This window comes from Planococcus sp. CPCC 101016 (assembly GCF_007859295.1).
GTDB lineage: Bacteria > Bacillota > Bacilli > Bacillales_A > Planococcaceae > Planococcus.
The window spans coordinates 175,953-190,913 of the sequence record NZ_VOHB01000002.1 but is presented as its reverse complement, the minus strand read 5'-3'; the positions used below and the strand labels follow the sequence as shown (position 1 = coordinate 190,913).

Annotated in this window: 14 protein-coding genes; 4 read left to right on the top strand and 10 right to left on the bottom strand. The window is 41.1% G+C overall.

All coding sequences use genetic code 11. The features are described 5' to 3' along the window. Positions 1-176: 176 nt before the first annotated feature. From FQV26_RS00915 to FQV26_RS00895, 5 genes are all read right to left on the bottom strand, one after another. Complete coding sequence (locus FQV26_RS00915; protein WP_146555503.1) at positions 177-653, bottom strand: glutathione peroxidase; 477 nt, start codon at positions 651-653, stop codon at positions 177-179. Positions 654-693: 40 nt separating this feature from the next. Next, positions 694-1,131, bottom strand: coding sequence for a MarR family winged helix-turn-helix transcriptional regulator (locus FQV26_RS00910; protein WP_146555502.1), 438 nt, complete (start codon positions 1,129-1,131; stop codon positions 694-696). Positions 1,132-1,154: 23 nt separating this feature from the next. After that, on the bottom strand, positions 1,155-1,574 hold the full coding sequence (locus FQV26_RS00905) for an organic hydroperoxide resistance protein (RefSeq protein WP_146555501.1): 420 nt from the start codon (positions 1,572-1,574) through the stop codon (positions 1,155-1,157). Between the two features lie 175 nt (positions 1,575-1,749). Next, the gene (locus FQV26_RS00900) at positions 1,750-2,307 is read right to left on the bottom strand and encodes a methyltransferase family protein (protein WP_146555500.1); all 558 of its coding nucleotides are present in this window, start codon (positions 2,305-2,307) and stop codon (positions 1,750-1,752) included. Between the two features lie 408 nt (positions 2,308-2,715). Beyond that, the gene (locus FQV26_RS00895; RefSeq protein ID WP_261384234.1) at positions 2,716-3,054 is read right to left on the bottom strand and encodes a hypothetical protein; all 339 of its coding nucleotides are present in this window, start codon (positions 3,052-3,054) and stop codon (positions 2,716-2,718) included. Positions 3,055-3,121: 67 nt separating this feature from the next. Between FQV26_RS00895 and FQV26_RS00890 the strand changes: the two genes are divergently transcribed. Next, entirely contained in the window at positions 3,122-3,586 is a 465-nt protein-coding gene (locus FQV26_RS00890; RefSeq protein ID WP_146555499.1) for a universal stress protein, read from the top strand. A gap of 377 nt (positions 3,587-3,963) precedes the next feature. Continuing rightward, positions 3,964-5,304, top strand: coding sequence for a murein hydrolase activator EnvC family protein (locus FQV26_RS00885; RefSeq protein WP_146555498.1), 1,341 nt, complete (start codon positions 3,964-3,966; stop codon positions 5,302-5,304). Between the two features lie 179 nt (positions 5,305-5,483). On the opposite strand, the gene FQV26_RS00880 is transcribed toward FQV26_RS00885, so the two are convergent. Together FQV26_RS00880 and FQV26_RS00875 are read right to left on the bottom strand one after the other, a co-directional pair. Next, complete coding sequence (locus FQV26_RS00880) at positions 5,484-5,777, bottom strand: hypothetical protein (protein ID WP_146555497.1); 294 nt, start codon at positions 5,775-5,777, stop codon at positions 5,484-5,486. Between the two features lie 141 nt (positions 5,778-5,918). Beyond that, positions 5,919-6,758: a Cof-type HAD-IIB family hydrolase gene (locus FQV26_RS00875; protein ID WP_146555496.1), complete on the bottom strand. Its 840-nt coding sequence runs from the start codon at positions 6,756-6,758 to the stop codon at positions 5,919-5,921. Between the two features lie 500 nt (positions 6,759-7,258). On the opposite strand from FQV26_RS00875, the gene licT reads away from it, so the two are divergent. Further along, on the top strand, positions 7,259-8,089 hold the full coding sequence (gene licT, locus FQV26_RS00870; protein ID WP_146555495.1) for a BglG family transcription antiterminator LicT: 831 nt from the start codon (positions 7,259-7,261) through the stop codon (positions 8,087-8,089). 109 nt (positions 8,090-8,198) lie between these two features. Here the strand turns inward: licT and FQV26_RS00865 are convergent, their stop codons facing one another. The 3 genes from FQV26_RS00865 to FQV26_RS00855 form a co-directional block, all read right to left on the bottom strand. Next, complete coding sequence (locus tag FQV26_RS00865) at positions 8,199-9,074, bottom strand: Cof-type HAD-IIB family hydrolase (RefSeq protein WP_146555494.1); 876 nt, start codon at positions 9,072-9,074, stop codon at positions 8,199-8,201. Between the two features lie 138 nt (positions 9,075-9,212). After that, complete coding sequence (locus FQV26_RS00860) at positions 9,213-10,694, bottom strand: glycoside hydrolase family 1 protein (RefSeq protein ID WP_146555493.1); 1,482 nt, start codon at positions 10,692-10,694, stop codon at positions 9,213-9,215. Between the two features lie 71 nt (positions 10,695-10,765). After that, positions 10,766-12,679, bottom strand: a complete 1,914-nt coding sequence (locus FQV26_RS00855) for a beta-glucoside-specific PTS transporter subunit IIABC (RefSeq protein WP_146555492.1) — start codon at positions 12,677-12,679, stop codon at positions 10,766-10,768. A gap of 736 nt (positions 12,680-13,415) precedes the next feature. Here FQV26_RS00855 and FQV26_RS00850 point away from each other — a divergent pair. Continuing rightward, positions 13,416-14,855, top strand: coding sequence for a glycoside hydrolase family 1 protein (locus FQV26_RS00850; RefSeq protein ID WP_146555491.1), 1,440 nt, complete (start codon positions 13,416-13,418; stop codon positions 14,853-14,855). Positions 14,856-14,961 lie beyond the last annotated feature (106 nt).

Below are 14,961 nucleotides of genomic sequence, written 5' to 3'. Positions count from 1 at the left end.
TCTTAATTCATTGGGCTGCCGTTCTTCCACACTCGAATGACACTGTGTCATATTTGATAAATAAAGAATAACATGACACAGTGTCACATGTCAAACGAAAAATGACACAGTGTCATTTTTCGCGTAAAAAAAAGAGCAAGTCCGTGATGAAACGGCTTTGCTCTACATGCCGCCCTTTACTGAGCAAGCACTTTTTGAATGTCTTTTTCGAATGATTCGGGTTTGTCTTTCGGTGAAAACCGTGAAACAATGTTGCCATTTTGGTCAATAAGGAATTTTGTGAAGTTCCATTTGATGCCGCTCGACAAAAATCCTTTTGTGTTATCGGTCAAATAATTAAAAAGCGGATGCGCATTCTTGCCGTTGACTTTGATCAGGTCATGCATCGGGAAAGTGACGCCATAAGCCATCCGGCATGCTTCCTGTGCCTCTTCTCCGCTGTCTTTTTCCTGCCCGAATTGATTGGATGGGAATCCCAGAACCACTAATCCCTGATCCTTATACTCTTCATACATTTTTTCCAGGCTGTCGAATTGGTCCCGCAGTCCGCATTTCGTGGCCGTATTGACAATTAGCATTACTTTGCCTTTGTATTCGCTTAATTGGTATTCTTCTCCGTTCGGCTTCGGTACGGTGATATCATAAATATTCATCCGGCATCACTCCTTAAGTGGCGACTCAAAGCATCTTCTGTTACAGATCCATGGCTTTGAAAGAGGCGTTCAGTTCTTTCAGGTTTTTCATCAATGTGATGGCATTTACGCCCATAAAATTGCAGCTGACGAGTTTATTAAAAACAGCCTGTTCGACGTCCGCCTGTTCACTCTTCGCTTTTTCCGTCAATGAGATTGTAAAGGCACGTTTATCTGTTTCAGACTGCTGTTTGATCAGGCGCCCCTGCTCGATCATGCGATTGATGATAGGATTCAAAGTTCCGGTGCCAAGCCCCAGCCGTTCTCCGATGTTTTTTGTCAGCAACTGGTCCTCTTCCCATAGGACCAACATTACCAGGTACTGCGGGAAAGTTAGATTAAACGGCTCCAATGCTTTGGCATACATCTTCGAAAAATTGCTGGAAGCTTTATAGACTTCAAAACATAATTGCTGCTCGAGTTTCGTGGGTTTCTCCATTTACATCTCACCTATACTAAGTATTATAGAACGCTTATTTCCACATCCACAGATCCTTTGATGGCTTTTGAATATGGGCAATACTGATGCGCTTTTTCTACATATTCATGTTTTTTATCTTCATCGATGCCAGTAATATCTACAACAAGCTTTACTGCCAGCTTAACGCCGCCATTGTCCTTGTCTCCGATCAATGCGACAGTCGCCGTTACTTCGCTTTTCTCTATTTCCACTTTACCAGCTTCCAGCACCAATTCCAATGCGCTATTGAAGCAGGCGCTATAGCCAGCTGCAAATAACTGTTCCGGATTCGTTGCCGTTGTTGCTGAGCCTCCAAGAGCCTGTGGTTTTGCTACATCCAAATAGAAAATGTTATCCGGTGAATAAACTGCCCCGTCTCTTCCGCCTGTATTGATCATAGTCGTTTCAAATAGTGTTTTCATTTGTTAAGTTCCTCCATCCATTTATATCTTACACGATCTATATTAAATTATATCGTGTACGATGTAAAAGGATGTGCTCAAGTTAATAAAATATAAAAAGCTTTTATTCGCCATGGCGGTGAATAAAAGCTTTTAGTAACGCATGCCTCTTTACTAGCTATGCGGATGACAACGATTAATAAATGAAAGGAATCAGACGTGCCCGATGCTTCATCCAGTCCTGGTAATCCGGACCGAACTTCTCGATCAGCAGCCGCTCCTCGTAATTGATGCGCTGCAGCAATGCCCAAATCATTGCGCCGCCGCCAAGGACTGCCGCGATGGCGCTGCCGAAGAAAAAGGCCATACCGAGTGTAATCAGCAGCAAACCGGTATAAAGCGGGTGCCGCAGATTCCGGTAAGGACCGGTGCTGACAATTTCATCTCCTTCACGAACTGTGACGTAACGTGTGAATTGCGACTTTAAGTGAACAATTCCCCAAAACCGCAAAAATACGCCGAGCGCCAACAAAATGACTCCTACCAGTTGACTGATTAAAGCTATGCTCGCGATCCCTCTCAGCTCCTGCAAAACAGCCGCTGCAAGTATTGTGCCGATCAAAGCAGATAAAATATAAAAGAACGTGCGTTTTTCTAATGGGTCGCCTTGACCGATACCGCGATTTCTGAAAATCAGGAATTCACTAACCCAAAATAAGCTCACTGCCGTAAAAAGCCATTCAATAATTGTCATAAAAGAATCCTCAACTTCCTGTTCTTTTCCTTCAATATATAGAACATGTTAAAACAATACAATTGCTATCCCTTGCCAGAAAGCTTCATAGCAACGCAGGCATCTTTGAAACGGCCGACAAGCTGACTTTTTTTAAAGCTTACTCGCTTAATCCACCTTCCAGCAGAAGAGTTTTTTGTGAGAATTACAGCCGAACGACTGTAAATCCGTTTGAACGACTGCAAATCGGGCTGAACGACCGTAAATCTTTTTGAACGACCACAAATTCGCCCAAACGACCATAAATCCAATACGCATAGATAAGAGCTCTTCGCAAAGAGCTCTTTCATGAGATATTAGCTACTTTTTCCAGATCACATTGAAAAACCGGTAATCCTGCCTTTAGTTCATTCTTCTGTTGAAGAGATTTCAACCAACATCGCTGTGAATGCGATAAAGACAACCATTAATGAGATGACCATTGTGAACATTGCGCTTCAACTCCTGCCAAGTTTTGAATCCTTCTGAGCCTGGTGGTGCATGGTGAATCATATGGCTTAACGGAATCGCATAGGCAATTAAAATAAGAGCGATGGCGAGTCCAATCCAAACCCACCAGTTTTCCAGCCATTTCGGCGTATGGCTTATATCGCTTTCGGCCATCGGGAAATCGACCACATCCTTCGGCTCAACAGCCTGAGGTGACAGAAACATCGTCATAATCACGATATAGATGAGAATCATTGCAGACTCATCAAAAGAATACAACAGATAAGAAGGAACTCCATGTCCCGATAGCGAAGTTCCTTAGTATAGAGACGAGGAGGAATGCTGGATGACTTTAAAGTATACCAATATTTTAGTAGCCGTTGACGGTTCCAAAGAAGCTGAATTGGCCTTTAAGAAAGGCGCAGCCGCAGCCAAACGCAATAAGGCCACTTTGCACTTGGCTCATATTATCGATAACCGTTCATTTGGTTCCATCGAAGCTTATGATCGCACAATTGCTGATCGCACCAAAAAAACATCCGAAGAATTATTAGCCAAGTATAAAGAAGAAGCATTGGCTGCTGGTGTAGAGAAAGTGAATGTCATCATTGAATATGGCGTTCCAAAGATTGCCATCCCCAAAGAATTGGCACCTAAACTGAAGATCGATGTCATTGTTTGCGGCGCTACTGGATTGAATGCTGCAGAACGATTCATAATGGGCAGCGTCTCAGAGCGAATTGTCCGCACAGCCAAATGCGACGTATTGGTCGTCCGCAGAGAACAGGCTGATGTATTAGCAGATGAATAACTGATAGCCTTTTCCAATACGATTTTTGGAAAAGGCATTTTTTTGCCCTTTTTTCCTCACCATAATTGTAAACTTCATGAGTATTAATATGAATCAGTTAATTAACAAAAAAATTACTAGAAGAAAATGGTATTCCACTAAAACATCATATTAATACAAATAAACAATGAATTCAAGAGAGTTTTCTGATACTTTGTCATGTTCGAATTCAAATTGATAAGAAACTGTAATAATAAATAGGTTTATGCGATGGTACAATGGGTCTGCTGGATTTTTCCTGGAGCAATCAAATTGCTCGGAAAAAATCAACCGATTATATAAAAATTTTTCAGAATAACTTATAGATGAATACGGAAAAAAGGAAGGGGAGCAAGAGTTTGACTACATTATCAAAATTTCTGATGATCGCTTTGTCAGCTGTATTGGCTTTAACAATGTTTCTGCCTACAGCAAATGCAGACAAATTAAGCGATTTAGAGAAACAAAAACAGGAGGTTCAACAGAAGCAAAGCGAATTGAACTCCGGGATTCAACAGAAAACAAATGAAATCTCTCAAAACCAAACCACACTCGAAAAAATCATCGCAAAAATCCGCGAGTTGGACAATCAAATCATCGAAACCCAAACCAAAATTGACGTAGTTCAAGCCGAAATCGATCAAACTAAAATCGAAATCGACGAATTAAGAAAATCTATTGAAGAATTGGAAAGAAAAATTGCTGAACGTGAAGAACTTTTGAAAGAGCGGGCACGTGCGATTCAGTTAAGCGGCGGCTCAGTCGATTATATAGATGTTCTTCTTGGAGCTAACAGCTTTGTCGATTTTATTGACCGCTTTTCAGCAGTCAACATCCTAATTGAAGCAGATCGTGAAATTATGCGTGAGCAAGCAGCTGACAAAAAACTGCTGGCTGAACAAAAAGCTGAAGTGGAAACGAAGTTGGCTGAACAGGAAGCTGCAAAAGCAGAATTGGTCAGCTTGAAAAACTCACTTGATGCACAGAAGAAAGAACAGGCACAACTTGTAAAAGATTTAAAAGCAGAACAGGAACGCCTAGCGAAAGAGAAATCCTCTCTACAAGCTGAACATGCGGAAACAATGAACATTAATGCAGACCTTGAGAAGAAAATTGGCGCAGAGCAAGCACGTCTGGCCGAAATCGCTAGAAAAGCTGAAGAAGCGCGCTTAGCCAAAGAAGCTGCAGCACGTAAAGCAGAAGCTCAACGTCAAGCTGCAGCATCGAAAGCTTCAGCTGCTTCAGCACCGGCAGCAACGGTTACACAAGCTTCCGTTTCTTCAAACGCTGGCAGTTCAACCTTCATCGTACCTGCGGCTGGACGCTTCACTTCTGGATTCGGTGGGCGTGACATCGGAGACGGCGCTGAATCACATCTTGGAATGGATATTGCAAACTCAACCGGCACACCGATCATTGCCGCAGCGAGTGGAATGGTTTCCTTCGCTGGCAACATGGGCGGATACGGAAATGTGGTTATTCTTACACATTCCATTAATGGTCAGACACACGCTACTGTCTATGCCCACTTAAACTCAATTAACGTTTCTGTAGGCCAATCAGTTTCACAAGGCCAGCAAGTTGCTGGAATGGGGAATACAGGCCGTTCAACAGGAACACATCTTCACTTTGAAATCCATGTAGGACCTTGGAATGGCGCGCGCTCAAATGCCGTTAACCCAACTCCTTATATTCGATGATATGATAAAAGCCTGCATCTCTTGGAAGATGCAGGCTTTTTATATTGTTTAGAAAAGGTCCCTTCATATTAAGGAGTGCAACGGAAAAAGCCACTTTTGAAACTTCCCTCTGCTAATAGAGGCAGCCATATCCAGCTGTCCCCATGATTTTGCTCTTTAGGAGCTTCGACTCCCTTTTTTTAATGAACGATACGTATGCTGCCGTCCTCCATGATCTGAATTGGCTGATAGCTATTCATAAATTCGATCCCGATATTTCCAGTGGCATTCAACTCTGAAACTCCTTTTATATAAGCCTCTTCATCTGTGATTAGTCGATAGAAGAAACACCATCCGTCACTTGCAGTTGAAGACTCTTCGAACACGAATTTTTCTCCATACTTTTCTTCAAAATAATCTCGGGCTTCTTCATGACTTTTAAATGCAGGTAATTCAGCTTCTTCTTGCTTGCTTATCCACTGAATTTCAGTCATATTTTCACCTCCTACACCCTATGCTACTGTCTATTTTATCTTACTCGTTGCATCAAATCACTTACAGATTGTCAGTAGATTTTTTTTAGACGCAAGAAAAAAGGCACCTATTGGAACAGCTCTTTTCTCTTAAGCAATTAGTTAAATCAATTCATATTTTTTAAAGCTATTGTAAATGCCATCTTCATCATGTGAATCCGTAATATCATCGGCTGCTTTCTTTACTGCTTCTTTTGCATTCCCCATGGCGATTCCGTATTGAACAAATTGAAGCATTTCGATATCGTTTATTCCGTCGCCGTAAGCATATGTATTTTGTTTTTCTAAATCCAAGTGCTCTATCAATTTCTTTATAGCCGTTGCTTTATGAATACCGATAACCGATAATTCGCCGCTGTTTTCACCGAATGCTGGGACCGTGCTGGGAATAACCAAAAATTTCGATTGAAATTCTTGTTTTATAACTTCGTAAGGTACATCTGATCCTAAAAAAGAAATTTTGTTAATATCATCCCTTACTAATTCTTGCCCCTCTATTAATAGATCATGAAAAGGCTGCAATCCTTTTTCAATTTCTTCTTTAGCTTCGGGGTTTTCAACCATCATTTTTTCTATAATGGCACGGATATGCTTTTTACAATTTTCGCTAGCAAACAATCCTCCGTTCGACTCCAAATAAAAATCGACTTCATGCTGATTGAAAAAATCCACAAGATGCTTAATATCCGCTTTCTTTACCTGTTCATGTAACAGGACTTTTTCCTCCACTTCGATATAGCCGCCAGCTGCGCCAATGATGCCGTCAAATCCCACTTCTAGTATTTCTGGAAACAATTCAGCTTTAGACCGCCCCGTACAAATAAAAACAAGATGGCCATTTCTTCTGGCTCTTTGAATGCCCTGTTTGGCTGATTCAGGGATGACACCCTTGTCATTAACCAGCGTCCCATCAATATCCATAAAAATAATTTTGCTCATCATTGCACCTGCCTTTTTATTTTTTCATTAAAGAGTCAAATATCGGCTGCCTTTGCACTTTAAAAATCGTTAGCTTTGAAACGATAATAGCAGATGAAAGAAGCAAACGCAATAAATTAATCCCTTACTAACGCCTCTGAAATATAATCTGACAAACTAATCGAAGACAGCAAAAAAGGTTTTCCCATCTCTTTTTTGCTGACAATCAAACTTCACTATAGAGAGAATTCATGTTCCACTCTCGGTATTCTATTTGATAAGAATTGCAGACGCTGAACTTCTAAGGATTTTATTTTTCAGTTTCAAAAATGCAATTTTGAAAGCGTTGACAAGACTGCAAGTCAACGATATACTGAGCTAAATTAATAGATTGCAATTAGGATTGTTACTGGTTGTGCAGGCAAAACCTAAGTCGCTAAAAGGTTAAAATCGCTGTGATTTTTCCCGTTTTTAGTATGGCTTAGGTTATTTATATTTGATAGCAAAAGAACTGAGGAGAAGCCATGAAAATTGCCAAGGTTATTAATAATAATGTGATTAGTGTGCTGCAGTCAGATGGTTCGGAACTGGTTATAATGGGAACTGGACTGGCTTTTCAAAAAAAGCCTGGCCAAGAAGTTGATCAAGAAAAAATCCAAAAAGTATTTGCGTTAAAAAACAAAGAAACGTCCGATAATTTTAAAATGCTTCTTCGGGAAGTGCCTGTTGATCATATGGTGGCGGTTGAAGAAATCATTACATATGCCAAAAATAAACTGGGCAAGAAGTTAAATGAAAATATCTATGTTTCGTTAACAGATCACATTAATTTTGCGATGGAGCGGTTTCGGGATGGCATCGAAATAAAAAATGCTTTGTTATGGGAAGTTAAACAGCTTTATAAGGAAGAATTTCTAGTTGGCGTTAAAGCAGTAGAACATATAAACGAAAAATTCAATGTGTCGTTGTCCGAAGACGAAGCCGGGTTTATCGCGATCCATTTAATTAATGCAGAGATGAATGAAGATGTGTCGACTACGCTGGATATCACCAAGTTCATTCACCAAATCATTACCATCGTCAAATATCATTTCAAAGTAGAGTTTGAAGAAGATTCCTTGAATTATATGCGCTTTATCACCCATTTAAAATTTTTCGCACAACGCATTTTTAAAGGTACGCATTATGAAGGTACAGATGACGATTTGTATACTATGGTCAAACAAAAGCATCCAGACGCGGCAAAATGCACAAACAGGATCAAGGAATACATTAAGAAAGAATACGGCCATGAATTGACCAATGAAGAAATGCTTTACTTAACGATTCACATTGAACGCGTTGTAAAAAGATAGATCACACAGTACGTACAAGTCTTTCATAAAAGACGCTTATATACCGAAAAAAGAAAAGATGCCCGTATTCGGCATCTTTTTTTGCTTTAACCGTTTATCCCTGCCGGCTTTACTGTTTGGCTTGTATAGTAGTCAACACATAATTATTTATGGCATACGCCACACCATCTTCAGCGTTTGACTGGGTAACAACATCACAAATCTCTTTCACTTGAAGCTCTGCATTTCCCATGGCAACTGAGAGCCCTGCCACTTCAAGCATCGGAATGTCATTAAAGTTATCTCCAATAGCCACGGTATCGTGTAAAGGAATGTCGTAGTGCTCAGCTACTTTTTTCAGGGCGCTTCCTTTATTACCGTGCTGATCCATCACTTCGATATTCAAAGGGCTCGAGGAAGTAATGCCGATAGTAGAGATATCCTCCAGATAGCTGGCTAATGCTGTTTTACTGTCGTCGTTTAAAGTCAGTACAAAGAATTTTTGAATGGTTAACTCTTCTCTGTTAAATAACTCGCTGTAATGATCGAAAAAGTTAATGAGACTAGATTTTTGAGGTTGTTCCGTAATCTTTTGATAAATTTCTTCTGAAAGTCCCTCGACCTTGATCTGTTTCTGTTTCATCGCACGTTCTACTCGTTCTGACCAGTCTGCAGGTATATAAATCCCGTAATTCGTGTAAATTCGATATGGAAACTTATCCTCGTCTAGCTTCTCTGCAGTCTTGATGATATCTTCTCTGTTCATAGATACACTTTGCAAGACGCGGCCTTCGGCTTGCACAACGGATCCGTTGCTTCCGGCCAACGGAATCGACAAATCATATTTTTCAAGGATTTGTTGAATATCTTCCGGAGCGCGACCGGAGCAGATCATCACTATATTTCCCTGGTTCTGTGCTTCCCGTATTGCTGCAAGATTTTCTTTCGTAATTTCCATTTTGGGTGACAGCAACGTGCCATCTAAATCAATCGCAATCAGTTTCATTATTCTCCCCCTCTTATCCTAAATTCAAACATAGTACTATCATTCAGTATAAAGCATTCGTTTATTTCTGCCCTTACCTGGAAACTTTTTCACAACCAGTTTAAAGTGCCCTACTCTATTGAGTAAGGCACTTTTTCATTACTTCACTTCATCTAAGCTTTTCTGATGCAATTCTTCGCCATTAGTAGCGATTACATTTTTGTACCAGTCAAATGACTTTTTCTTCTTTCTTTCCAGCGTGCCGTTGCCGTAATCGTCTTGATCAACGTAGATAAACCCGTAACGTTTCGACATTTCTGATGTACCTGCTGAAATTAAATCGATGCATCCCCAGCTTGTATAACCCATAAGATCAACGCCGTCCTCAATTGCTTCTGCCATTTGTTCAATATGAGCTTGTAGATAATCGATGCGGTAATCATCGTTGATCGAGCCATCTTCTTCCACTACATCATATGCCCCTAAGCCGTTTTCAACTATGAACAACGGCACTTGATAGCGGTCATACATTTTGTTTAACGTTATGCGCAAGCCTTTCGGATCAATCTGCCATCCCCAATCCGAAGCTTCTAAATACGGATTTTTGATACCAAAAGAAAAGTTTCCTTTCTCTTTTGCTTTATCAGGATGCCCGCTTGCAACCATTGTCATGTAATAACTGAATGACAAAAAGTCGACAGTGTGCTGAAGCAAGATTTCTTTATCACCTGGAAGCATTTCAATCTGAACATTATTTTCTTTGAAATATCGGTTCATGAAGCTCGGGTAATAGCCGCGTACTTGAACATCTGTAAAAAATAAGTTTTTCTGATCTTCGTCCAATGCTGCCAACACGTCGTCCGGGCTGCATGTTTCCGGATAAGATTCCATGCGGGCCAGCATACAGCCGATCTGTGAACCAGGTATAATCTCATGACATGCCTTTACCGCTCTTGCACTTGCCACAAATTGATGATGCAGCGCTTGATATACAGCTTGTTCTTTGTTTTCAACTCGGTCAACCAAAATTCCGCTGCCGATATATGGTGAGAATACAGAGATATTGATTTCATTGAATGTCAGCCAATACTTTACTTTGTCCTTGTAGCGGTTGAAGACCGTTTCTGCATAATGAACGAAAAAGTCAACCAGGCGACGATCAGTCCAACCATTGTATTTCTGCACCAAGTGAAGAGGCATCTCATAATGGGACAATGTCACTAACGGTTCAATGCCGTGTTTCTGTAATTCATCAAACACTCGATCGTAGAAGGCCAATCCTTCTTCATTTGGCGTTTGCTCGTCGCCATTTGGAAAAATACGCGGCCAAGATATCGACAGACGATATGTTTTAAATCCCATTTCTGCAAAAAGCGCAATATCTTCTTTGTATCTGTTATAGAAATCAATACCACGGCGCTTCGGGAAATTGGTTTTCCCGTCTTCCGCTAGCAGTGCGTTCAATTCTTCTTCGCTTTTTACATCCATTTCAATTTCGTTGCCGCGCTCTTCTTTCGGTACAAACGATACCATATCGAAAATCGACAGCCCTTTTCCGCCTTCATTATATGCGCCTTCTAATTGATTGGCAGCTGTCGCGCCGCCCCATAAAAACCCTTTTGGAAATGTAGTAGATGTCATGAGTTTATCTCCTTTTTTATGTATGGAAGAAAAACGAAATTCCGTTTTTCTTCCTACTTATTTTTATGATATTAAATGTCCAATGAAATGAGCGGTTCGCCCCACTTGATTTGTTTGTCTGTTGTTGTGTTGACCTGAGCATATTTTCCAGTATCTGTGATGACTACAGGCGTTGTCACTTCAAATCCAGCTTTCTTAATTGCTTCAATATCAAATTCAATCAGCAGCTGCCCTTTTTCTACCTGGGCACCTTGTTTTACAAGAGCAGTGAAATGCTGACCGTTAAGCTGAACTGTATTCATGCCAATATGGATCAATATTTCCGCACCGCTGTTTGCTGTAATGCCGATTGCATGTTTTGTTGGAAACAATGCGGTGACAGTGCCGGAAACCGGTGCAAACAACTTTCCTTCTGTCGGCTCGATTGCTACCCCTTGGCCTAAAGCACCTGATGAAAATGCAGCATCCCCGATTTCCGAAAGCGGTTTAACAAGTCCCTGCATAGGGCTTGCTACAATTTGATTTCCTACAAGCAATGCTTCTTCTTTTTGAACTGCTACTTTTTCTGATGAAGGATCGGTTGTTGTGCTTGCTTTCGGCATACCGAACAAGTAAGTAAGCACAAAACTTAGAACAAAAGCAACCGCAATTGCTGCCATCACCGCCCAAAAACTAAAACCTAGTCCTCCTGTAGGGGGAATAAACGTCGGAATTCCAAAGATTCCAAGGCCGCCAATCATGTAAAACGCTGAATTCCCAAACGCGAGAATGGCACCGCCAACAGCACCACCAATACAACTTATGATGAATGGCTTTTTCAATGGGAGCGTAATTCCGTAAATCGCCGGTTCTGTAACACCGAAAATACCCGAGATGAACGCCGGAATGCTAAGTGATTTCAGTTTTTGATCCTTGATTCTTATCCAAACTGCAAGAACAGCACCAATTTGCGCAAATGAAGCTGCAAATGACATCGCAAGGACAGGATCTGCTCCATAAACCGACAAGTTGTTGATCGCAATTGGGACAAGTCCCCAATGCAGACCAAAGATGACAAAGACTTGCCACAACCCTCCGATAAACAAGCCAGCAATGATTGGACTTAGATTAAAGATGAAGAGTGTCGATTGACCAAGCAGTTGGCCTGCCCAAGTAGCAATTGGCCCAATCAACAGGAAAGTAATCGGCACTACGACAAGCAACGTGGCAAACGGAACGATGAATGTTTTTACAACATCCGGTGTGATTTTTCTAAATCCTTTTTCTACTTTGGCTGCAAAAAATGAAGCAAGAATAATTGGAATAACGGATGATGCATAACTCATTAAGATTACCGGAATCCCTAAAAAGGTGATATAAACAGGTGATTCAAAAAGAGTGCCGCTGAACAGCGTATAAAGCGGTTCACCTGCTGTTACACTGGTTAGTGTCGGATATACAAGTGCTGCTCCGATGGCCATTCCGATAAAAGGACTGCCGCCGAATTTTTTAATTGCTGTGTAGCCAAGGAAAATAGGGAAAAAGTAAAAGAGTGAATCGCCGATTGCATTTAAGATCTGATATGTACCTGATGTTGTGTCGAGCCATCCAAGTGCTACAAACAATGCATTTAATCCTTTGATCATCCCGGTTGCAGCAAGGACGCCAAGAATAGGCGAGAAAATACTGGAAATCACGTCGATAAATCGGTTGAATAGACTTGTATCGCTTGAATCTTCTGCAGGCGCATCGTTAGCTCCAAAGCCACCTACTTCAACTACTGCTTTGTATACGTCTTGCACATGATTGCCGATCACCACCTGATACTGGCCGCCACTTTGCATGACTGTTACAACACCATCCATGTTCTTTAATACTTCTTTATTCGCCTTGCTTTCGTCTTTCAGTTTAAAGCGAAGCCGGGTAATGCAATGCACCACACTATTAATATTTTCGCGGCCTCCAACATTCTCGATAATCTCTTTTGCCAACTTCTCATACTTCATCTTTTCCACCCCCATGATATTCAACCAATTTAATTTTAGAAACAAAAAAACCTAAATCATACAACGTCAGAGACAGATCTCTGTACCGTTCTATGATTTAGGTTTTGCCTGCTTCACCAGTAACAACCCTAAAGGGATTGATATGTAGTTGATGGGTTAAATATATCAGCACTGAAATTAGATGTCAACGCTTTCATTAAAATTTTTTAATTTTACGAAAACTTCAAGAGTTTCAGTTGGTTTTCAAAACTTCTGGAATCACAACTCCCTGTCAATGGAGTCGGGGTGCTTACTCGGATCCGAAAAATCTATGCAAAACCTTACTTTGAAGTTTACTGCACCTGCTGATTTATTCGTTTGGAATAAGTTCTTCTTTATAAAGATCAAAGCAATGAAGAGGATCTATCAAAAGGGAACACTCCTAACTTTCTCTTCTCTCTTAGTTATCCAGACAGTTTTAAATTTAAGCTATTGTTTGTATTCCACTCTTTTCAGTATCTTGAAAGTTTCTTCATAAACCAGAAAAGACAACGGAAAAGTTTTCTGTAAATTATTTGCCTAATCAAAAAAGCAATGTTAAAGTTAATTCAATTAAATATTCTAGGATTGTTACTGATTATGCAGGCAAAACCTAAATCACGTAGATTACGGGACGAGTATGTCTCCCTACGTGATTTAGGTTTTTTTATTACCCGCATGAAAACGCAATCATCATACATAAATGGAGGTTTTTTAAATGACAAAGACATATCAATTTCCCGAAAACTTTTTATGGGGCGGCGCGACAGCTGCCAATCAATTAGAAGGTGCGCATCTTGAAGGCGGTAAAGGAATGAACCTCGCAGACGTTATGCCGGGTGGAAAAATTCGTTTCAAACTAATCACTTCACCTGGATTCGATTTTGAAATTGACAAGGAAACGTATACGTATCCAAACCATGATGCCATTGATTTTTACCACCGTTACGCTGAAGACATTGCCCTATTTGCGGAGATGGGTTTCAAGACCTTCCGTCTGTCAATTGCTTGGTCACGCATTTTCCCGAACGGCGACGAGCTTGAGCCGAACGAAGAAGGCCTTGCATTCTATGACCGTGTATTCGATGAGTGCTTGAAGCATGGGATGGAACCCCTTGTAACGATTTCCCATTATGAGATGCCTTTATACTTGATCAAAGAGTATGGTGGTTGGAGAAGCCGTGAAGTCATCGCTTTCTTCGAGCGCTATGCCACAACTTTATTCAACCGGTACAAAAATAAAGTGAAATACTGGTTGACCTTCAATGAAATCAACGGCGCAACACACATGCCAATTTTCGGTCTTGGCTTTTCTCCTGCTACTGAAGAAGTTCGTTTGCAGGAAAGCTTCCAAGGGCTGCACCACCAATTTGTAGCGAGCAGCTTAGCAGTTAAAGCTTGCCACGAAATCAGTCCTGATGCCCAAATCGGCTGCATGTTGCTGTACGCTCCGGTTTACGCATACGACAGCAATCCAGCAAATGTGCTGCATGCAATGAAGGAAGAGCAAATCTTCAACTACATTTGCGGAGATGTTCAGGTGCGTGGTGAATACCCTGCATTTACCAAACGCTATTTCAAAGAAAATGACATCCATATCGACATGCAGGAAAACGACTTAGAGATCATTAAACACCACCCGGTTGACTTTATTTCTCTCAGCTACTACATGTCACGTACGGAAAAGAAAGAAAAAACCGCAGAAGAGCAATCAGCAGGAAACATCATGGCAGGTGTAAAAAATCCATTCTTAAGTGCAAGTGACTGGGGCTGGGAAATTGACCCTACCGGTTTACAGATTGCATTAAACCAATTATACGACCGCTACCGGGTACCGTTATTCATCGTAGAAAACGGGCTTGGCGCGTACGATAAAGTAGAAGAAGACGGAAGCATCAATGATGACTACCGCATCAAATACTTGCGCGAGCATATTGAAGCGATGGGTGAAGCGATCGAGGACGGCGTTGAACTGATGGGCTACACTCCTTGGGGCTGCATCGATCTAGTGAGTGCTTCCACTGGTGAAATGTCCAAGCGCTACGGCTTTATCTATGTCGACAAGCACGATGACGGAAGCGGTACTCTTGAGCGCACGAAGAAGAAGTCTTTCTACTGGTACCAAAACCTCATTGCTACAAATGGGAAAGAGCTATAATATTCAGCAAGACAAGCATTGGCCCCTTTTGGGTGGGCCAATGCTTTTTTCTATGGAACACTTCTCTTATTTTCTAACAGTTTTAGCAATATATTCGCGAACAAAT